Here is a 17,408-nt window from a genome sequence, read left to right on the forward strand (position 1 = left end):
TTTCGTGACTCGCTGCAAGTCACTTCAACTTTTTTACCATTCAACATTTTTTTTATCAAGCAAGCTCCAAAATTTCGCAGCTTCTTGAAAATGCCCGCAACCCCAAAAGGGGGCAGGGGGACGCAAAGCGGACAAGGGGGATGGGTGATTGGCCTGCAATACCAAATGTCGCCTTTCCCCATCGGCAGCCTCTATCAATGGTTTTTTAGCCTGCGCATGCGCCCCCCAAAGCATGAACACCACAGGCTCTTCACTTTTAGCCACTTGGGTAATCAGCGCATCGGTCAATGCCGCCCATCCCCATCGCGCATGACTCCCTGCCAGCCCCTCTTCAACGGTCAAGCAGGTATTTAAAAGCAGCACACCTTGATCAGCCCAGTGAGCCAATGACCCATTGACAGGCATTTCAATGTGCAGACTTCGCTGAAGCTCCTTGAAAATATTGCGCAAACTCGGCGGCAAGCGCACGCCCGGCCCCACCGAAAAGGCCAAACCTTCCGCTTGCCCGGGGCCGTGATAAGGGTCTTGCCCCAGAATCACCACCCGCACCTGATGCAATGGCGTCAGACGCAGCGCTCTGAAGGGATCGGGGGGGTACAGCGTCTTGCCGGCAGCAAGCGCTGTCGTCAAGCGCGCCGTCAAGGCCAGACCATCAGGCGATGCCAAAAAGTCTGCCACCAAGCCTCTCCAACCGTCGTCCACGGTTTGCATCTCGGGCGGCCAGTGTTGCAAACTGGCCGAACCCAAGGGCGCAGAGGCCAAGGCCAAGGTCAGTTGCTCAGGGTGATCTGACATCAAGCAAAAAGTTGGGCCAACGCCTCGCCGGGCTCGCTGGCACGCATGAAAGCTTCACCTACCAAAAACGCGTGGACATGGGCCTCACGCATGCGCTGCACGTCAGCGGCCGTTTGGATACCACTTTCCGTGACCAGCAAGCGGTCGCCCGGCACATCGGGCAGCATGTCCAGCGTGGTCTGCAGGGACACCTCGAAGGTTTTCAGGTTGCGGTTGTTGATGCCGACAAGACGGGTTTTGAGTTTCAGTGCGCGCGCCAGTTCGGCTTTGTCGTGCACTTCCACCAAGACGGCCATGTCTAAGCTTCGGGCCACCGCTTCCATCTCGGCCATACGGGCGTCGTCCAAACAAGCGGCGATGAGCAAAATGGCATCAGCCCCCATCGCGCGGGCTTCGTACACCTGGTAGATGTCGATCATGAAATCCTTGCGCAGCACCGGCAGGTCACAACTGGCGCGAGCTTGCTTCAGGTAATCCACACTGCCTTGAAAGAACTGCTTGTCCGTCAAAACCGATAAACAAGCCGCGCCGAATTCGGCATAGCTTTGGGCAATGTCGGCCGGAATGAAGTCGGCCCGCAGCACGCCTTTGGACGGGCTGGCCTTCTTGATTTCGGCGATCACTGCCGCTTGGCCTGCAGCGATCTTGGCACGCATCGCCCCTTCGAAATCACGGGTCAGCACCCGGCTTTCGGCATCGGCACGCACCACAGCCAGTGGTTTTTGCTTCATGGCCGCGGCCACTTCCTCGTGTTTGACCGCGACGATTTTGTCCAAGATGTCACTCATGATTTTCTTTCTGTACGGGCTCGGTGGCTCCGTTTTTCAAAATGCGAACAAAGACGTGGTGCATCGCCCAGGCCACGACCACAAACAAGGCCGACACCCCCAAAGCGATCCAAGCACCCGCATCACGCCACATGACTCAAGCGGCCTTCTGGCCAAAGGCCACAAACTGCGCCAGCTTGGCTTTGGCTGCGCCCGACTCGATGGCCACGCGCGCGCGCACCAGACCATCGGCGATGCTGCTGGCCACATTGGCAGCGTACAAGGCGGCAGCCGCATTGATCAAGACAATGTCCCGCGCCGCGCCGGGCTCATTGCCGAGCACGCCACGCAACATGGCCATGGATTGCTCTGGGGTGTCCACTTTCAGCGCCCGGTTGCTGGCCATGGTCAGGCCAAAGTCTTCCGGGTGGATTTCGTATTCGGTGATTTGTCCATTTTTCAGCTCGCCTACCAAAGTAGCCGCACCCAGACTGATTTCATCCATGCCGTCACGCCCGTACACCACCACCGCATGCTCGGCCCCCAGGCGTTGCAGAGCACGCACCTGAATGCCCACCAAATCGGAATGGAACACACCCATCAAAATATGAGGGGCACTGGCCGGGTTGGTCAAGGGCCCAAGGATATTGAACATCGTGCGCACCCCCAGCTCCTTGCGCACAGGCGCCACGTTTTTCATAGCCGGGTGGTGGTTGGGGGCGAACATGAAACCGATGCCCACCTCTTCGATCGACCGCGCGATCTGCTCTGGCGAGAGGTGGATGTTACCGCCCAAGGCTTCCACCACGTCGGCGCTGCCCGATTTGCTGCTGACGCTGCGCCCGCCGTGTTTGGCCGTTTTGGCGCCAGCGGCAGCGGCTACAAACATGGCGCAAGTCGAAATGTTGAAGGTGTGCGCCCCGTCCCCGCCTGTGCCCACAATATCCACCAAGTGTGTTGGATCGGCCACATGCACCTTGGTGGAAAACTCGCGCATGACTTGAGCGGCAGCGGTGATTTCGCCAATGGTCTCTTTTTTCACACGCAAACCTGTGAGCAAAGCGGCCGTCATCAGAGGTGACAGCTCGCCTTGCATGATCATGCGCATGATGTGGAGCATCTCGTCGTGAAAAATCTCACGGTGCTCAATCGTCCGTTGAAGTGCTTCCTGAGGTGTGATGGGCATGGCTTAATCCTGGCGGTTGGTGGGGTGCATGAAAAGGGTTTGAGTGCAGGCGGTCAGATGCAGGTTTGGAAGGGTGTTTCAATAAATGCCAACGCTGCCAGTGGAGGCGCCCGTCTTGGCCAATGGCTGGGCCATGAAGCGCCGTACGCAAGCAACAACGTGGTCAATACCTTCAGCATCCACGCCCAAGTGGGTCACAAAGCGCAGTCCAATCAAACCCGTGGCCAAAACGCCATGGGCCTTCAGCTCGTCGAGCAATGCCGGTCCACGCCCATCGGCCACATCCACAAACACAATATTGGTTTGCGCCGAGCGCACGCTCAGTCCTGACACACCTTGCAGGCCTTGGGCCAAGCGCATGGCCAGCGCATGGTCCTCGGCCAAACGATCCACATGGTGATCCAATGCGTACAAGGCTGCAGCGGCCAAAATGCCGGACTGGCGCAAACCTCCGCCCAACACCTTGCGCCAGCGAAGCGCCTTGGCGATCAACTCATGCGAGCCGCACAAGGCTGAGCCCACTGGCGCACCCAGACCCTTGCTGAAACAAACTGAGACGCTGTCAAAGTGATCCACGATGCGACGCACGCTGGCCGTGACTGGCCCACCTTCGGCCTTCGCCACGGCCGCATTGAAGAGGCGGGCACCGTCCAGATGAGCGGCCAAGCCGTGCTGCCGGCCAAGCGCTGTGGCTTGCGCCAAATAGGCCTGCGACATGGGGTGACCGTTCCAGGTGTTTTCCAGCGCCAGCAGGCGGGTGCGGGCAAAGTGGCAGTCGATGGGTTTGATGGCTGCCGCGATGTCGGCCAACGCCATTTCTCCAACGCTGTTTTGCGCCAGCGGCTGGGGCTGGATGCTGCCCAACACGGCCGCGCCGCCACCTTCATAGCGGTAGGTGTGCGCATTTTGACCGACGATGTATTCGTCGCCCCGCTCGCAATGCGCCATCAGGGCGCACAGATTGCTTTGTGTGCCAGAGGGCATGAACAGCGCCGCTTCTTTGCCGGTGATCTGCGCGATGCGCTCTTGCAAGGCGTTGACCGTGGGGTCGTCCCCAAACACATCGTCGCCCACAGGCGCAGCCAGCATGGCCTCGCGCATGGCGGCGGTGGGCTGGGTGACGGTGTCGCTGCGCAAATCGATCATGGTCGTTCCAGAAAGTTTTTGAGCATGGCGTGGCCATGTTCTGTCAGTATGGATTCTGGATGGAACTGCACACCCTCGATGTCCAGCTCGGTGTGGCGCACGCCCATGATCTCGCCGTCATCCGTCCAGCCCGTGACTTTCAGGCAAGGCGGGCAAGTGGCCCGCTCAATGGCTAGGGAGTGGTAGCGGTTGACGGTGAATTGCTGGGGCAAGCCCGCGAAAACACCTTCTTGCGTGGTCGTGATGACACTGGTCTTGCCATGCATCAATTCCTGCGCACGAACGATCTTTCCGCCAAAAGCCGCGCCAATGCTTTGGTGCCCCAGGCACACACCCAAAATGGGCAGTTGGCCTGCAAAGTGCTGGATGGCCGCCACCGAAATGCCCGCCTCGGCAGGCGAGCATGGGCCGGGCGAGATCACCAACCGGTCTGGCTGGCGGGCCGCAATGCCTTCGAGCGTGATTTCGTCATTGCGAAAGACCTCAACCTCCGCGCCCAGTTCACCGAAGTACTGCACGATGTTGAAGGTGAAAGAGTCGTAGTTGTCGACCATGAGGAGTTTGATTTTTTGAGCCATGATCACTCCAAGCCTTCCTCAACCAACTCGCTGGCCCGCAACAGCGCTCGCGCCTTGTGTTCGGTTTCACGCCACTCCATCTCGGGCACCGAATCGGCCACCACCCCGGCAGCGGCCTGCACATACAGCGTTTGGTCCTTGATGACAGCGGTGCGGATCGCAATCGCCACATCCATGTCACCCGCATAGCTGATGTAACCACAAGCGCCGCCGTAGATGCCGCGCTTGACGGGCTCAAACTGGTCAATCAACTCCATCGCATGGACTTTGGGCGCACCGGTCAAAGTGCCTGCAGGGAATGTGGCTTTGAGCACATCCATATTGCTCATGCCCTCGTTCAGCAAGCCCTCGACATTGCTCACGATGTGCATGACATGGCTGTAACGCTCCACCACAAAAGCCTCCGTCACCTTGACAGAACCGATTTGAGCAATGCGCCCGATGTCGTTGCGCGCCAAGTCGATCAGCATCACGTGCTCAGCACGTTCTTTCGGATCGTTGATCAACTCTTGCTCGGCCGCCTTGTCCTTTTCGGGTGTCGCACCCCGGGGGCGTGTGCCCGCCAGGGGACGGATGATGACTTTGGCGCCCTCTTCGGTCTGCTCCTGCCGCACCAGAATTTCAGGGCTGGCCCCAACGACATGAAAGTCGCCGAAGTTATAAAAATACATGTAAGGGCTGGGGTTGAGCGAGCGCAGCGCACGGTACAAGGACAGCGGGCTTTCGGTGTAGCGTTTTTTGATGCGCTGGCCCACCTGCACCTGCATGAAGTCGCCTCCGGCGATCAACTCTTTGGCTTTTTCCACGGCCGCGATGTAATCGGCTTTGGCAAAGTCCCGCTCTGCCGGGTAGGACTGGCTGGCTTTGACCACGGGCGCGCTGACCGAATACTTGAGCTGCTCTTTCAGGTCGCGCAGGCGCTTTTTCGCACCCACATAGGCTTCGGGCATGCCCGGGTCTGCATACACGATCAGGTAAAGCTTGCCCGAGAGGTTGTCGATCACGGCCAGTTCTTCGCACTGCAGCAGCAAAATGTCGGGCGTACCCAAGGTGTCGGGCGGGCAGGTTTTTGCAAGTTTTTTCTCGATGTAACGCACCGCGTCGTACCCAAAGTAGCCTGCCAAGCCACCGCAAAACCGCGGCAAACCGGGTCGCAAAGCCACCTTGAATCGCTTTTGGTACTGCTCGATGAAATCGAGCGGGTTGCCCGTCGCGGTCTCGACCACCACGCCATCACGCACCACTTCGGTCTTGGCATCGGCGCCAAAACCGCTGGCGCGCAGCAGGGTGCGCGCAGGCAAACCGATGAAGCTGTAGCGGCCAAAACGCTCGCCACCCACCACCGACTCGAGCAAGAAGCTGTATTGGCCGTTGTCCTTGGTGTGCGCCAGCTTCAGGTAAAGCGACAGGGGTGTTTCCAGGTCCGCAAAGGCCTCGAGCATGAGGGGAATGCGGTTGTAGCCTTGGCTGGCCAGGCTTTTGAATTCAAGTTCGGTGATCACAGGCTTAAGCCTCCAAAGCGCTCAGCAACCTCATGTGAGGTGCTTTCCATTCATCCAAGTGCCCAGTCATGTTGCGAATGAAGCTGGGCGCGGGGGGCGGGCAAGGCCGCACGGTCGGTGGGGTCAGGCGGACCGACGCCAGGGCCAGGCTCCCCGGCCTTCCACTGTGGAATGGCTCGGCAGGCTGGCTGCGCTGGAATGAGGGTGGAGGATGCACATGGTGTTGTGAGTGTAGCAAAGCCACAAGACACAGTGGCAGACACGCGAGCAGGCACTTTGGCGAATGGTCAAGCCTTCATGCGCGCAGGCAAATCCGCCAAGCTGTCTAACCAGGCAGCCGCAGGCGTGTCTTGAACGGGTTGGCCATGGTTGTAGCCATAAGTCACCAGCACCACAGGGCACCCTGCAGCGTGTGCCGCTTGGGCATCGTTGCTGGAGTCGCCCACCATCAAGGTTCGCGCCACAGGACTGCCCAAAGCTTCGCAGGTTTTCAAAATCGGCAAAGGGTCGGGCTTTTTGCGCTCAAAGCTGTCGCCACCAAAAACGGGGCCAAAAAAGGGCGTCAAGGCCTTGTCTTTGAGCAAGGCCTGGGCAAAAGCCAAGGGTTTGTTGGTCAGACACGCCATGGGCACGCCTTGACCAGCCAAGTGCTGCAGCACCTCCAGCACGCCGGGGTAGACGTTGGCAAACCGGCCGTTGATGGCCAGGTAGTGGTGCTGGTAACGCTGCCAGGCGCGGTCGAACAAGGCGTCCACCGTCAGGGCGGCACACCCTTGCTCCACCCCTTTGACTTCGGGCCTGGCGATTTGGTGCGCCAAAAGGCTGCGAATCAGATGCTCTGAGCCTTTGCCGATGCTTTGCTCAATGAGCGCGTCCGACACCGGAGGCAAGTCCAGGTCGGCCATGGTGCGGTGCAAAGCCACCTGAAAATCGCCCAAGGTGTGCACCAAGGTGCCGTCCAGATCAAAAATAACGGCTTCGATCTGCGTCAAATCCTGCAAAGTTGGCATCGCACTCAGCCCCACTTAAGCCAAAGCCACGCGCATTTGGTCGATCACGGCCTTGTAATCGGGTTTGCCAAAAATAGCACTGCCCGCCACAAAGGTATCGGCCCCTGCATCGGCCACGCGTCGGATGTTGTCAGCCTTGATGCCGCCATCCACTTCAAGACGAATGTCGCGGCCGCTGCGCTCAATCCACTGGCGCGCCAACTCGACCTTGCGCAAGGCCGAATCGATGAAACTTTGGCCGCCAAAGCCCGGGTTCACACTCATGATCAGGATCAGGTCCAGCTCGTCAATGGTCCACTCCAGCACATCCAAGGGTTCTGCCGGGTTGAACACCAGACCTGCCTTGACGCCCTTGCTCTTGATGGCTTGGATACTGCGGTGCACATGGGCGCTGGCATCCGGGTGAAAACTGATGAGGTCGGCCCCAGCCTCGGCAAAAGAAGCTGCCAGAGCGTCGACGGGCGAGATCATCAAATGCACATCAATCGGCACAGCCAGCCCTGCTTTGTTTTTCGCATGCGGCTTGAGGGCTTGGCAAATCATGGGGCCAAAAGTGAGATTGGGCACGTAATGGTTGTCCATCACGTCAAAGTGAATCCAGTCGGCACCAGCGTCGATGACGTTTTTGACTTCGTCGCCCAAACGAGCGAAATCAGCCGAGAGAATGGAAGGGGCAATGCGGTAAGTCGTTGTCATCCCTGAATTGTCGCAGTTAACATGTATGGATGTCTGCCTACAACGCCCAAATTGATGTGTCGCCCCATTTCGTGGCCGACCAAAGCCAACCTCAACAGCATCTGTTTGCATTTGCCTACACGGTCACTGTGACCAACACGGGCACTGTGCCAGTGCAATTGATCTCGCGGCATTGGATCATTCAGGACGAACGTGGCCACACGGAGGAAGTCAAAGGCTTGGGTGTCGTGGGCCAACAGCCATTGCTTCGTCCCGGGGAGTCCTTCCAATACACCAGCGCTTGTCGCCTGCGCGTACCCAGTGGCACCATGCACGGGAGTTTCTTTTTTGTGGCCGAGGATGGGTTCCGATTGGATGTGCCCATTGCCACTTTTGTGCTGGAAGCGTCCTCCTCTGGCCTTTCAGGCCGCACTTTGCATTGAAAAGACAGCTGTCAGCAAACGGTTAAGCTCAGGTCATGGGTGAATTTGACCTCATTGAACGTTTTTTCAAACGTCCCCCGCGCAAGGCGGATGTGGGCGTGGGTGATGATTGCGCCGTTTGGACGCCCCGCTCTGGCCATCAACTGGCCTTGTCCACTGACATGCTTGTTGAGGGTCGTCATTTTTTATCAACCGTGAACCCTCAACACTTGGGTCACAAGTCCTTGGCGGTCAACCTGAGCGATCTGGCTGCGTGCGGCGCAACACCTCAGGCATTTTTGCTGTCCTTGTCATTGCCTCGGGCCGATGAAAGTTGGCTGCAAGGATTTTCCAAGGGTCTATTTGAACTGGCCGACCTGCACAGCTGCGATCTGATCGGGGGCGACACCACACAGGGTCCCTTGAACATTTCCATCACGGTGATGGGCGACACACCGCAAGGGCAAAGCATCCTGCGCAGTGGCGCCCAGGTTGGTGATGATGTGTATGTCAGTGGCCACTTGGGTGATGCCCGCTTGGCCCTTGAAGCCTTTCGCGGCTCGGTCAACTTGCCACAAGCCGTTTTTGAAATGGCAAGACGCCGAATGGAATGCCCCACCCCTCGAATCGCTTTAGGTCAAGCACTGCGTGGTGTTGCCCATGCCATGGCCGACATCAGCGATGGCTTACTGGGTGACTTAGGGCACATTTTGAGAGCCAGTCAAGTTGGGGCCGAAATTGACACCCATATTGCAGCTGGTTTGATGCAAACTGGACCACTGTGGCCTTGTCCCAAAGAATGGACCATGACCTGTGTGCTCTCAGGTGGCGATGATTATGAGTTGGTATTCACCGCATCCCCCCTCGCATTTGCGGATGTACAGCGGGCTGCCCTGGATACGTCAACCCCCATCACGCGCATCGGTCGCATCACCGGTTCAAAACAGTTGGTTTTACTGGGTGTCGATGGTCAACACATCGAATCTTCATTCGAGTCCTTTGATCACTTTGCAGGCAAATGAACCCCCTCGCCAACAGCACCCCAGTCAAGCCCAGTGCGCGCTTCATGTTGGCGCACCCTGCTCGCGTTTTGGCTCTCGGTTTTGGCACCGGACTGGCCCCCAAGGCCCCAGGTACGGTTGGAAGTTTATGGGGATGGGCTTCTTGGTTGTTGATCCAACAACATTTTTCTTTCGCCGCACAAGCCGCTCTCATCGTGGCAGCCTTGTTGGTGGGCTGGTGGGCCTGCACTGTGACGGCTCGCCACATGGGCGTCAGCGACCCTGGCGCCATTGTCTGGGATGAAATTGTCGCCATCTGGCTGATATTTTTCACCATCATGCCCACCAGCTTTGCTGGTCAATTGACTGCGTTCATAGTGTTTCGATTTTTTGACGCCGTCAAACCAGGGCCGGTCGCATGGGCCGATCAACTTTTCAAAGGGTACGGCTGGCGTGGAGGCTTTGGCATCATTTGGGATGATGTGGTTGCCGCATTTTGCACACTGCTGACAATCGCACTGTGGAGATCGATATGAGTCATGACATCACCCAATGGCTTGCGGAGCGTCTTGTCCAAAGGCATTGGATGCTCTCCACAGCCGAGAGTTGCACAGGCGGTTTGATTGCCAGCGAATGCACCGGTTTGCCGGGATCAAGTGCTTGGTTTGACCGCGGCTTTGTGACCTATTCCAATTTATCCAAAACCCAAATGCTGGGGGTGCCGGAATCGCTGATCGAGCTGCATGGCGCGGTAAGTGAACCTGTTGCGAAGGCCATGGCTTGCGGCGCGGCCTACAGATCATCTTCCATGGTTGCAGTTGCCGTCACGGGCATTGCGGGTCCCAGTGGTGCAAGCCCTGACAAGCCAGTCGGAACAGTTTGGCTGTCGTGGTGGATCAACGGCTGCGTGCAGACAGAACTGCGCCAATTTGTTGGAAATCGAGGAGCCATCAGAACAGCCACTGCCCAATGTGCACTCGAAGGCCTCATGCATCGGCTGAGGTGACACACCTCCAAAACGGACAGAAACGAAAAAACCCTCCGAAGAGGGTTTTTTGAAACTCAACTGACGTTGAAATTTGGTTGCGGGGGCCGGATTTGAACCAACGACCTTTGGGTTATGAGCCCAACGAGCTACCAGACTGCTCCACCCCGCGGTATCTCTGAATTATACCTTACTCTGCGGCTTGATCGGCAGAAGAATCGGCACGATCAACCAATTCAACCAATGCCATCGGTGCATTGTCACCCACGCGGAAGCCCATTTTCAGGATGCGTGTGTAACCACCAGGACGCTTGGCAAAGCGTGGACCCAAATCGGCAAACAATTTGACAACACTGTCGCGGTCACGCAGACGGTTGAAGGCCAAGCGCTTGTTGGACAAGCTGTCTTCTTTGGCCAAAGTGATCATCGGCTCAATGACGCGACGCAGTTCTTTGGCCTTGGGCAGAGTGGTTTTGATGACTTCGTGCTCAATGAGCGAGTTCATCATATTGCGCAGCATCGCGAGGCGGTGCTCGCTGGTGCGGTTGAGTTTGCGGAGGCCGTGTCCGTGACGCATGGTGCTTACCTTTCTTTATTTAACAAGCAGCCGTATCAGGTACTGCCCGTGCACACCCCAGAATTTTCTGGGAATTGATGAATTAACGCTTTTCCAAACCAGCAGGTGGCCAAGCTTCGAGCTTCATGCCCAAAGTCAAACCACGGGAAGCCAAAACTTCCTTGATTTCATTGAGTGACTTGCGACCCAGATTCGGGGTTTTGAGCAACTCATTCTCGGTCCGCTGGATCAGGTCACCGATGTAGTAAATGTTTTCTGCTTTGAGGCAGTTGGCCGAACGAACGGTGAGTTCGAGCTCATCCACAGGACGCAACAGGATCGGATCGAAACTGCCTGCACCACCGCGTTGAGCCGGCTCATTGAATGCAGACAATTCGCTGCCTTCAAGCTGAGCAAATACAGCCAATTGCTCCACCAAAATCTTGGCCGAAGATCGCACGGCGTCTTCAGCGGTGATGGCACCGTTGGTTTCGATTTCGATGACCAACTTGTCCAAGTCGGTACGTTGCTCAACACGAGCGCTTTCCACGGTGTAGCTCACACGCTTGACCGGAGAGAACGAGGCATCGAGAACAATGCGACCCAAAGCTTTGGTCGGCTCATCGGCAAAGCGGCGCATGCTGCCTGGCACATAGCCGCGACCTTTTTCAACCTTGATCTGCATGTCCAGTTTGCCACCGTGTGACAAATTCGCAATCACGTGATCAGGGTTGATGATTTCAACATCATGGGGTGTTTGGATATCAGCAGCAGTGACAGCACCTTCGCCGTCCTTGCGCAAACTCAAAGTCACTTCGTCGCGATTGTGGAGTTTAAACACCACACCTTTGAGGTTCAAAAGGATGTTAACCACATCCTCTTGCACACCGTCAATGGACGAGTACTCGTGCACAACACCAGCGATCGTCACTTCAGTGGCGGAATAACCGACCATGGAAGACAACAAAACACGACGCAGCGCGTTGCCAAGGGTGTGACCATAGCCACGCTCGAAAGGCTCTAACGTGACTTTTGCACGGTTGGCAGCCAATTGCTCGACTTGGATAGCTTTGGGTTTCAACAGATTGGTTTGCATTCAGACTTCCTCTCAATACCCCCGGTTCGTTACACCGGTAAGGCTGATGAAGCACCCAACCCACAATGCCTTGTGCGTCGGGAACGATTGAAACAAGGAATTAACGTGAATACAGTTCGACAATCAACGATTCGTTGATGTCAGCTGCAAATTCATCGCGATCAGGCACTTTCTTGAAGGTACCTTCTGCCTTATCGGCATTGACTTCAACCCAAGCAGGCATGCCCACTTGCAAAGCCAACTGCAAAGCTTCGACCACACGGTTTTGCTTTTTGGACTTTTCACGCACAGCGATCACATCACCAGCCTTCACCAAGTAGGAAGGAATGTTGACGGATTGACCATTCACGGTGATGGCTTTGTGCGAGACCATCTGACGCGCTTCAGCGCGGGTAGAGCCAAAGCCCATGCGATAAACCACGTTGTCCAAACGGCACTCCAACAAGCTCAGCAAGTTTGAGCCAGTGTTGCCCTTGCGACGATCAGCTTCTTCAAAGTAACGGCGAAACTGCTTTTCCAACACACCATACATGCGTTTGACTTTTTGCTTTTCGCGCAACTGCAAACCGTAGTCCGAAGTACGTTGACCCGAAGTACGGCCATGCTGACCAGGTTTGGAATCGAATTTTGACTTGTCCGCAATAGAACGGCGAGCGCTCTTCAAGAACAGATCGGTGCCTTCACGGCGAGAGAGTTTGGCCTTGGGGCCGAGGTAGCGTGCCACTTGATTTTCCTTTGATGCAACTACCGCATTGATAAATGCGGGAGCCAGGCGATGCAAGCATGGCCTGGCGGTGGGCTTGGTGAGTAATTAGATACGACGACGCTTTTGTGGGCGGCAGCCGTTGTGAGGAACAGGCGTCACATCAGCAATCGATGTGATGCGAATGCCCAAAGCGCCCAAAGCGCGAACAGAAGATTCACGACCTGGGCCTGGACCCTTGATCTCGACGTCCAGATTTTTGATGCCCTGTTCTTGAGCGGCGCGACCTGCAACCTCAGAAGCGACTTGGGCAGCAAACGGGGTCGATTTGCGCGAACCCTTGAAACCCTGTCCACCCGATGAAGCCCAAGACAAAGCATTGCCTTGACGGTCGGTGATGGTGATGATGGTGTTGTTGAAAGACGCGTGAACGTGTGCAATACCGTCAGCAATGTTCTTGCGGACTTTTTTACGGACACGTTGTGATGCGCTGTTTGATTGTGCTTTTGCCATAGTGGTCTCTCAATCCTGCTTATTTCTTCAGTGCCGCAGCGCCTTTGCGCGGACCCTTACGAGTACGTGCATTGGTGCGTGTACGCTGACCACGCATGGGCAAGCCACGACGGTGACGGAAACCGCGATAGCAACCAATGTCCATCAAACGCTTGATGTTCATGGTGGTTTCACGGCGCAAATCACCTTCAATGGTGAAAGCGGCGATTTGATCGCGAATTTTTTCGAGATCAGCGTCCGTCAGATCTTTGATCTTTTTGGAATAAGCGATGCCGGAGGCCTCGCAAATTTGTCGAGCGCGGGTGCGACCAATACCAAAAATGGCGGTCAAGCCAATTTCAGCATGTTTGTGCGGCGGAATGTTGATGCCAGCGATACGTGCCATTTTCGTCCTCTAAAACTAATTCAATCAGCCTTGACGCTGCTTGTGACGTGGATCGGTACAGATCACACGAACAACGCCTTTACGGCGAATGACCTTGCAGTTACGGCAAATTTTTTTCACCGAAGCAGAAACTCTCATGGTTCTCTCCTAAAACTCATCGATACCCAGACTTCTCAGACCAGGTGAAAAATACGGCCCCACACAATTAGTGTGAGGTTCTTTACCAAACCTCGATCAAATCAATCAAGACTTGAAGCTCGCCTTCTTCAAAAGCGAATCGTACTGTTGCGACATCAAGTAGTTTTGTACTTGAGCCATAAAATCCATGGTCACGACCACAATGATCAGCAAAGATGTGCCACCAAAGTAAAACGGAACATTGTATTTCAGAATCAAAAATTCAGGCAACAAACACACAAAAGTGATGTAAGCCGCACCGACAGCAGTCAGGCGCAAAAGGATCTTGTCGATGTATTTTGCAGTCTGATCACCTGGGCGAATACCCGGAATGAATGCGCCGCTTTTCTTCAAGTTATCTGCGGTTTCACGGCTGTTAAAAACCAAGGCCGTGTAGAAAAAGCAGAAAAAGATGATCGCAGCAGCATAGAACATCACGTAGACCGGCTGGCCTGGTGCCAATGCGTTGGCGACATCTTTGAAGAAGCGAACCACAGCACTTTCAGAAGACCCCGAACTGAACCAACCAATCAGCGTTGCAGGCAGCAAAATGATCGAGGAGGCAAAAATTGGAGGGATCACACCCGCCATGTTCAACTTCAATGGCAAATGGGAGGATTGACCGCCATAAACCTTGTTGCCAACTTGCCGGCGAGCGTAATTGACCAGTATTTTTCTCTGGCCACGCTCAACAAACACCACAAAGTAAGTGACCAATGCCACCACCACGATGATCATCATCGACACCAGCGGATTCATGGCACCTGTTCGAACCAACTCAAACAAACCACCCAAAGCACTGGGCAAACCAGCAGCGATACCCGCAAAAATCAAGATCGAAATCCCGTTGCCCAAACCCCGCTCAGTGATTTGCTCTCCCAACCACATGAGAAACATGGAGCCAGCGGTCAAACTCACAACGGCGGTCATGCGAAACCCCATGCCAGGATTGATCACCAAACCTGCAGAAGCTTCTAACGCAACAGCAATACCAAAAGACTGAAACAGAGCCAAGCCCAAGGCCCCAAAGCGGGTGTACTGCGTGATTTTCCGCCGGCCAGCTTCGCCTTCTTTTTTCAACTGTTCGAACGAAGGCAATACATACGTCAACAACTGCATCACGATGGACGCAGAAATGTACGGCATGATGCCCAGCGCAAAAATTGTGAACCGGGACAGGGCACCACCGGAGAACATATTGAACAAATTCAAAATGCCGCCTTGCTGACCATTGAACAACTGCTTCAGTTGCTCAGGGTCGATGCCCGGAACTGGAATATGTGCGCCCGCACGGTAAACCACCAGCGCAAGCAACAAAAACAGAAGACGGCGACGCAAGTCTCCGAACTTGTCTGCTTTGGCTGTTGAATTAGCGCTGGTTGCCACAGTGTTTCTCGCTCATCAACATTCAGGCTACAGAGCCGCCAGCAGCCTCGATGGCCGCCTTGGCACCCGCAGTTGCACCAATGCCAGTCAACTTGACAGCTTTGGCCAACTCACCTGTATTGATCACTTTGACCACTTTGGCCATTTGAGAGACCAAACCGGCCTGCTTCAAAGCCAACACATCCACTTCGGCCAAATCCAAACGGGACAAGGTTGTCAAAGTGATCTCAGCGTTGTACTTGAGCAAGTGAGATTTGAAACCACGCTTTGGCAAACGGCGCTGCAAAGGCATTTGACCGCCTTCAAAGCCCACCTTGTGGTAGCCGCCTGAACGTGATTTTTGACCTTTGTGACCACGGCCAGCGGTTTTACCCAAACCCGAACCGATACCACGACCCACGCGACGAGGCGCGTGCTTGGAGCCTTCTGCGGGCTTGATGCTGTTGAGTTCCATCATTCGCCTCTTAGAGAACTTTGACCAGATAGCTGATCTTGTTGATCATGCCGCGCACTGCGGGCGTGTCTTGCAACTCGCTCACAGAGTTCAGCTTGCGCAAGCCCAATCCACGCACTGTGGCGCGGTGTGACTCTTTGGTGCCAATCGGGCTGCGAACCAGTTGGACTTTCACGGTTGATTGTGTCGTCATGTTCGATCTCCGGTTCAGCCGAACAACTCTTCAACCGACTTGCCACGTTTGGCAGCCACGTTGGAGGCTGTTGTGCAATTGGACAAAGCATCCAAGGTGGCACGAACCATGTTGTAGGGGTTGGATGAACCATGGCTCTTGGCCACGATGTCAGTGATGCCCACCACTTCGAACACGGCGCGCATTGGACCACCAGCGATGATGCCGGTACCTTTTGGCGCTGGAGCCATCATGACGCGTGCAGCGCCATGGTGACCGTGCACTGCATGGTGGATCGTGCCGTTCTTGAGGTGAACTTTGGCGAGGTTGCGACGGGCTTCTTCCATCGCTTTTTGCACGGCTGCTGGCACTTCTTTCGATTTGCCCTTGCCCATGCCCACTTTGCCATCGCCGTCACCGACCACGGTCAAGGCTGCGAAACCGAGGATACGGCCACCCTTCACCACTTTGGTCACGCGGTTGACCGCGATCATCTTCTCGCGGAGACCGTCTTCAGGACCGTCACTCTGCGGTTTTGCTGTAAATTTAGCCATTTGTAACTCCGATCCGTTTAGAACTGCAGACCTGCTTCACGGGCTGCTTCGGCCAAAGCCTTGACACGACCGTGGTAAGCGAAACCTGCGCGGTCGAAGGCGACCTTCTCAACGCCAGCTGCTTTTGCTTTTTCGGCAATGCGCTTGCCAATCACTGTGGCTGCAGCGGCATTGCCGCCTTTGCCCGTAGCGCCCAAGGCCGCGCGCACTTCGGCTTCGGCTGTGGATGCGCTGGCCAACACTTTGGTACCGCAGCCAGAAATAACGCTGGCGTAAATGTGCAGGTTGGTGCGGCTCACTGTCAAACGCGCCACGCCTTGCTGTGCAATGCGGATACGTGTTTGGCGTGCACGACGGAGACGCTGCTCTTTCTTGGTCAACATGATGCAGCTCCTTATTTCTTCTTAGTCTCTTTGATCGTGATCTTCTCATCCGAATAACGGATGCCCTTGCCTTTGTAAGGCTCAGGTGGACGAACAGCACGGATCTCAGCAGCAATTTGGCCAACACGTTGACGGTCAGCACCCTTGATCACGATTTCAGTCGCGGTTGGGGTGGCCACCGTGATGCCAGCAGGCATGTCGATGTTGACGGGATGCGAATAACCAACAGCCAGGTTCAATTTGGCGCCGGAAGCGGCCGCTTTGTAACCCACACCAACCAAGTTCAACTTCTTTTCGAAGCCCTTGGTCACGCCAGTCACCATGTTGTTCACCAGCTGACGCAAGGTGCCGCTCATGGCATTGGCTTCACGTGAATCGTTGGCGGGGGCAAAACTCAACTTGCCACCTTCGTTACTCACATTCACCAGCATGTTGGAGGCGATGGCCAATTGACCACCAGCGCCCTTCACACTGATTTGATCTTGTTTGATCGACACATCCACACCAGCGGGGATGGTCACAGGCATTTTTCCTACGCGGGACATTCTTTTTCTCCCTTTAAGCGACGTAGCACAGCACTTCGCCGCCGACACCGGCTGCACGTGCTTTGCGATCGGTCATCACACCCTGGGGCGTGGTGACGATAGCCACGCCCAAGCCGTTTTGGACTTGAGGAATAGCATCACGGCCTTTGTACACACGCAGGCCAGGACGGCTCACGCGCTCAATACGTTCGATGACCGGACGGCCAGCGTAGTATTTCAGGGCGATTTCGAGGGTGGCTTTGCCATCTTCGGTTTTGACTTGGAAGCCGTCAATGTAGCCTTCATCTTTGAGCACTTGAGCAATGGCCACCTTCACTTTGGAAGAAGGCACCATCACGGCGGCTTTGGCCACCATCTGTGCATTACGGATGCGGGTCAACAGATCGGCAATAGGATCACTCATGCTCATGTTGTTAT

Annotated in this window: 26 protein-coding genes and 1 tRNA gene; 4 read left to right on the top strand and 23 right to left on the bottom strand. The window is 55.7% G+C overall.

Annotated features, from left to right (window positions below; translation table 11 throughout):
• Positions 1-33: 33 nt before the first annotated feature.
• From ACHEXK_RS13380 to rpe, 9 genes are all read right to left on the bottom strand, one after another.
• Positions 34-795: a uracil-DNA glycosylase gene (locus ACHEXK_RS13380; RefSeq protein ID WP_416546801.1), complete on the bottom strand. Its 762-nt coding sequence runs from the start codon at positions 793-795 to the stop codon at positions 34-36.
• Positions 795-1,583 carry an indole-3-glycerol phosphate synthase TrpC gene (gene trpC / locus ACHEXK_RS13385; RefSeq protein ID WP_416546802.1) on the bottom strand — a complete coding sequence of 263 codons (789 nt, stop codon included), beginning with the start codon at positions 1,581-1,583 and terminating at the stop codon, positions 795-797. Before trpC ends, ACHEXK_RS13380 begins: the two co-directional genes overlap by 1 nt.
• Positions 1,576-1,716 (bottom strand): hypothetical protein, encoded by a 141-nt coding sequence (locus tag ACHEXK_RS13390; protein ID WP_416546803.1) that lies wholly within the window; start codon positions 1,714-1,716, stop codon positions 1,576-1,578. The genes trpC and ACHEXK_RS13390 overlap by 8 nt, the downstream gene beginning before the upstream one ends.
• Before the next feature lie 3 nt (positions 1,717-1,719).
• The gene (trpD, locus tag ACHEXK_RS13395) at positions 1,720-2,748 is read right to left on the bottom strand and encodes an anthranilate phosphoribosyltransferase (protein WP_416546804.1); all 1,029 of its coding nucleotides are present in this window, start codon (positions 2,746-2,748) and stop codon (positions 1,720-1,722) included.
• 78 nt (positions 2,749-2,826) lie between these two features.
• On the bottom strand, positions 2,827-3,894 hold the full coding sequence (ltaE, locus tag ACHEXK_RS13400; RefSeq protein WP_416546805.1) for a low-specificity L-threonine aldolase: 1,068 nt from the start codon (positions 3,892-3,894) through the stop codon (positions 2,827-2,829).
• Positions 3,891-4,472 (bottom strand): anthranilate synthase component II, encoded by a 582-nt coding sequence (locus tag ACHEXK_RS13405; RefSeq protein ID WP_416546806.1) that lies wholly within the window; start codon positions 4,470-4,472, stop codon positions 3,891-3,893. The genes ltaE and ACHEXK_RS13405 overlap by 4 nt, the downstream gene beginning before the upstream one ends.
• Before the next feature lie 2 nt (positions 4,473-4,474).
• A complete protein-coding gene (trpE, locus tag ACHEXK_RS13410; RefSeq protein ID WP_416546807.1) occupies positions 4,475-5,974 on the bottom strand; it encodes an anthranilate synthase component I in 1,500 nt (499 codons plus the stop codon).
• Between the two features lie 287 nt (positions 5,975-6,261).
• Entirely contained in the window at positions 6,262-6,984 is a 723-nt protein-coding gene (gene gph, locus ACHEXK_RS13415; protein ID WP_416546808.1) for a phosphoglycolate phosphatase, read from the bottom strand.
• A 15-nt stretch (positions 6,985-6,999) separates the two neighbouring features.
• A complete protein-coding gene (gene rpe, locus ACHEXK_RS13420) occupies positions 7,000-7,680 on the bottom strand; it encodes a ribulose-phosphate 3-epimerase (protein WP_416546809.1) in 681 nt (226 codons plus the stop codon).
• A 29-nt stretch (positions 7,681-7,709) separates the two neighbouring features.
• Between rpe and apaG the strand changes: the two genes are divergently transcribed.
• The 4 genes from apaG to ACHEXK_RS13440 are packed head-to-tail and all read left to right on the top strand — an operon-like array spanning position 7,710 to position 10,088.
• Positions 7,710-8,102, top strand: a complete 393-nt coding sequence (gene apaG, locus ACHEXK_RS13425; RefSeq protein ID WP_416546810.1) for a Co2+/Mg2+ efflux protein ApaG — start codon at positions 7,710-7,712, stop codon at positions 8,100-8,102.
• A gap of 35 nt (positions 8,103-8,137) precedes the next feature.
• The gene (thiL, locus tag ACHEXK_RS13430; protein ID WP_416546811.1) at positions 8,138-9,103 is read left to right on the top strand and encodes a thiamine-phosphate kinase; all 966 of its coding nucleotides are present in this window, start codon (positions 8,138-8,140) and stop codon (positions 9,101-9,103) included.
• Positions 9,100-9,618: a phosphatidylglycerophosphatase A gene (locus tag ACHEXK_RS13435; RefSeq protein WP_416546812.1), complete on the top strand. Its 519-nt coding sequence runs from the start codon at positions 9,100-9,102 to the stop codon at positions 9,616-9,618. Before thiL ends, ACHEXK_RS13435 begins: the two co-directional genes overlap by 4 nt.
• Positions 9,615-10,088, top strand: a complete 474-nt coding sequence (locus tag ACHEXK_RS13440; RefSeq protein WP_416546813.1) for a CinA family protein — start codon at positions 9,615-9,617, stop codon at positions 10,086-10,088. The genes ACHEXK_RS13435 and ACHEXK_RS13440 overlap by 4 nt, the downstream gene beginning before the upstream one ends.
• A gap of 74 nt (positions 10,089-10,162) precedes the next feature.
• On the opposite strand, the gene ACHEXK_RS13445 is transcribed toward ACHEXK_RS13440, so the two are convergent.
• The 14 genes from ACHEXK_RS13445 to rpsH all read right to left on the bottom strand — a co-directional run bounded on the left by ACHEXK_RS13445 (position 10,163) and on the right by rpsH (position 17,400).
• Positions 10,163-10,239: transfer RNA gene (locus ACHEXK_RS13445), tRNA-Met, on the bottom strand.
• Between the two features lie 18 nt (positions 10,240-10,257).
• Positions 10,258-10,644, bottom strand: coding sequence for a 50S ribosomal protein L17 (rplQ, locus tag ACHEXK_RS13450; RefSeq protein ID WP_416546814.1), 387 nt, complete (start codon positions 10,642-10,644; stop codon positions 10,258-10,260).
• A gap of 82 nt (positions 10,645-10,726) precedes the next feature.
• Positions 10,727-11,719 carry a DNA-directed RNA polymerase subunit alpha gene (locus ACHEXK_RS13455; protein WP_416546815.1) on the bottom strand — a complete coding sequence of 331 codons (993 nt, stop codon included), beginning with the start codon at positions 11,717-11,719 and terminating at the stop codon, positions 10,727-10,729.
• A 100-nt stretch (positions 11,720-11,819) separates the two neighbouring features.
• Complete coding sequence (gene rpsD / locus ACHEXK_RS13460; RefSeq protein WP_416546816.1) at positions 11,820-12,443, bottom strand: 30S ribosomal protein S4; 624 nt, start codon at positions 12,441-12,443, stop codon at positions 11,820-11,822.
• Between the two features lie 87 nt (positions 12,444-12,530).
• Positions 12,531-12,935, bottom strand: a complete 405-nt coding sequence (gene rpsK / locus ACHEXK_RS13465; protein WP_019429279.1) for a 30S ribosomal protein S11 — start codon at positions 12,933-12,935, stop codon at positions 12,531-12,533.
• Positions 12,936-12,954: 19 nt separating this feature from the next.
• Positions 12,955-13,320 (bottom strand): 30S ribosomal protein S13, encoded by a 366-nt coding sequence (rpsM, locus tag ACHEXK_RS13470; protein WP_062407210.1) that lies wholly within the window; start codon positions 13,318-13,320, stop codon positions 12,955-12,957.
• Between the two features lie 24 nt (positions 13,321-13,344).
• Positions 13,345-13,458, bottom strand: a complete 114-nt coding sequence (gene rpmJ / locus ACHEXK_RS13475) for a 50S ribosomal protein L36 (RefSeq protein ID WP_028820150.1) — start codon at positions 13,456-13,458, stop codon at positions 13,345-13,347.
• A 105-nt stretch (positions 13,459-13,563) separates the two neighbouring features.
• Positions 13,564-14,883 (bottom strand): preprotein translocase subunit SecY, encoded by a 1,320-nt coding sequence (gene secY / locus ACHEXK_RS13480; RefSeq protein WP_416546817.1) that lies wholly within the window; start codon positions 14,881-14,883, stop codon positions 13,564-13,566.
• Between the two features lie 22 nt (positions 14,884-14,905).
• Positions 14,906-15,337 (bottom strand): 50S ribosomal protein L15, encoded by a 432-nt coding sequence (rplO, locus tag ACHEXK_RS13485; RefSeq protein ID WP_416548955.1) that lies wholly within the window; start codon positions 15,335-15,337, stop codon positions 14,906-14,908.
• A gap of 10 nt (positions 15,338-15,347) precedes the next feature.
• The gene (gene rpmD / locus ACHEXK_RS13490; protein WP_089951917.1) at positions 15,348-15,530 is read right to left on the bottom strand and encodes a 50S ribosomal protein L30; all 183 of its coding nucleotides are present in this window, start codon (positions 15,528-15,530) and stop codon (positions 15,348-15,350) included.
• 14 nt (positions 15,531-15,544) lie between these two features.
• Positions 15,545-16,063, bottom strand: coding sequence for a 30S ribosomal protein S5 (rpsE, locus tag ACHEXK_RS13495; RefSeq protein ID WP_019429274.1), 519 nt, complete (start codon positions 16,061-16,063; stop codon positions 15,545-15,547).
• A 17-nt stretch (positions 16,064-16,080) separates the two neighbouring features.
• Positions 16,081-16,446, bottom strand: coding sequence for a 50S ribosomal protein L18 (rplR, locus tag ACHEXK_RS13500; protein ID WP_416546818.1), 366 nt, complete (start codon positions 16,444-16,446; stop codon positions 16,081-16,083).
• An 11-nt stretch (positions 16,447-16,457) separates the two neighbouring features.
• Complete coding sequence (rplF, locus tag ACHEXK_RS13505; protein WP_108285858.1) at positions 16,458-16,991, bottom strand: 50S ribosomal protein L6; 534 nt, start codon at positions 16,989-16,991, stop codon at positions 16,458-16,460.
• Positions 16,992-17,004: 13 nt separating this feature from the next.
• Complete coding sequence (rpsH, locus tag ACHEXK_RS13510; protein WP_062407198.1) at positions 17,005-17,400, bottom strand: 30S ribosomal protein S8; 396 nt, start codon at positions 17,398-17,400, stop codon at positions 17,005-17,007.
• Positions 17,401-17,408: the final 8 nt, after the last annotated feature.

Origin of the sequence: Limnohabitans sp. DCL3, from assembly GCF_048019295.1 — a bacterium.
Taxonomy (GTDB): Bacteria; Pseudomonadota; Gammaproteobacteria; order Burkholderiales; family Burkholderiaceae_C; genus Limnohabitans_A.

Bases quoted from the DNA above. Each gene is read 5' to 3' on its own strand.
- trpC (WP_416546802.1), bottom strand. From the start codon at position 1,583: ATGAGTGACATCTTGGACAAAATCGTCGCGGTCAAACACGAGGAAGTG.
- trpD (WP_416546804.1), bottom strand. From the start codon at position 2,748: ATGCCCATCACACCTCAGGAAGCACTTCAACGGACGATTGAGCACCGT.
- ACHEXK_RS13440 (WP_416546813.1), top strand. From the start codon at position 9,615: ATGAGTCATGACATCACCCAATGGCTTGCGGAGCGTCTTGTCCAAAGG.
- rpmJ (WP_028820150.1), bottom strand. From the start codon at position 13,458: ATGAGAGTTTCTGCTTCGGTGAAAAAAATTTGCCGTAACTGCAAGGTC.
- ACHEXK_RS13435 (WP_416546812.1), top strand. From the start codon at position 9,100: ATGAACCCCCTCGCCAACAGCACCCCAGTCAAGCCCAGTGCGCGCTTC.
- ACHEXK_RS13455 (WP_416546815.1), bottom strand. From the start codon at position 11,719: ATGCAAACCAATCTGTTGAAACCCAAAGCTATCCAAGTCGAGCAATTG.
- gph (WP_416546808.1), bottom strand. From the start codon at position 6,984: ATGCCAACTTTGCAGGATTTGACGCAGATCGAAGCCGTTATTTTTGAT.
- thiL (WP_416546811.1), top strand. From the start codon at position 8,138: ATGGGTGAATTTGACCTCATTGAACGTTTTTTCAAACGTCCCCCGCGC.
- rpsE (WP_019429274.1), bottom strand. From the start codon at position 16,063: ATGGCTAAATTTACAGCAAAACCGCAGAGTGACGGTCCTGAAGACGGT.
- ACHEXK_RS13405 (WP_416546806.1), bottom strand. From the start codon at position 4,472: ATGGCTCAAAAAATCAAACTCCTCATGGTCGACAACTACGACTCTTTC.
- rpmD (WP_089951917.1), bottom strand. From the start codon at position 15,530: ATGACGACACAATCAACCGTGAAAGTCCAACTGGTTCGCAGCCCGATT.
- rpe (WP_416546809.1), bottom strand. From the start codon at position 7,680: ATGACAACGACTTACCGCATTGCCCCTTCCATTCTCTCGGCTGATTTC.
- apaG (WP_416546810.1), top strand. From the start codon at position 7,710: ATGTCTGCCTACAACGCCCAAATTGATGTGTCGCCCCATTTCGTGGCC.
- ACHEXK_RS13390 (WP_416546803.1), bottom strand. From the start codon at position 1,716: ATGTGGCGTGATGCGGGTGCTTGGATCGCTTTGGGGGTGTCGGCCTTG.
- rpsM (WP_062407210.1), bottom strand. From the start codon at position 13,320: ATGGCACGTATCGCTGGCATCAACATTCCGCCGCACAAACATGCTGAA.
- rplO (WP_416548955.1), bottom strand. From the start codon at position 15,337: ATGGAACTCAACAGCATCAAGCCCGCAGAAGGCTCCAAGCACGCGCCT.
- rplF (WP_108285858.1), bottom strand. From the start codon at position 16,991: ATGTCCCGCGTAGGAAAAATGCCTGTGACCATCCCCGCTGGTGTGGAT.
- rpsK (WP_019429279.1), bottom strand. From the start codon at position 12,935: ATGGCAAAAGCACAATCAAACAGCGCATCACAACGTGTCCGTAAAAAA.
- rplR (WP_416546818.1), bottom strand. From the start codon at position 16,446: ATGTTGACCAAGAAAGAGCAGCGTCTCCGTCGTGCACGCCAAACACGT.
- rplQ (WP_416546814.1), bottom strand. From the start codon at position 10,644: ATGCGTCACGGACACGGCCTCCGCAAACTCAACCGCACCAGCGAGCAC.
- ltaE (WP_416546805.1), bottom strand. From the start codon at position 3,894: ATGATCGATTTGCGCAGCGACACCGTCACCCAGCCCACCGCCGCCATG.
- rpsH (WP_062407198.1), bottom strand. From the start codon at position 17,400: ATGAGCATGAGTGATCCTATTGCCGATCTGTTGACCCGCATCCGTAAT.
- ACHEXK_RS13380 (WP_416546801.1), bottom strand. From the start codon at position 795: ATGTCAGATCACCCTGAGCAACTGACCTTGGCCTTGGCCTCTGCGCCC.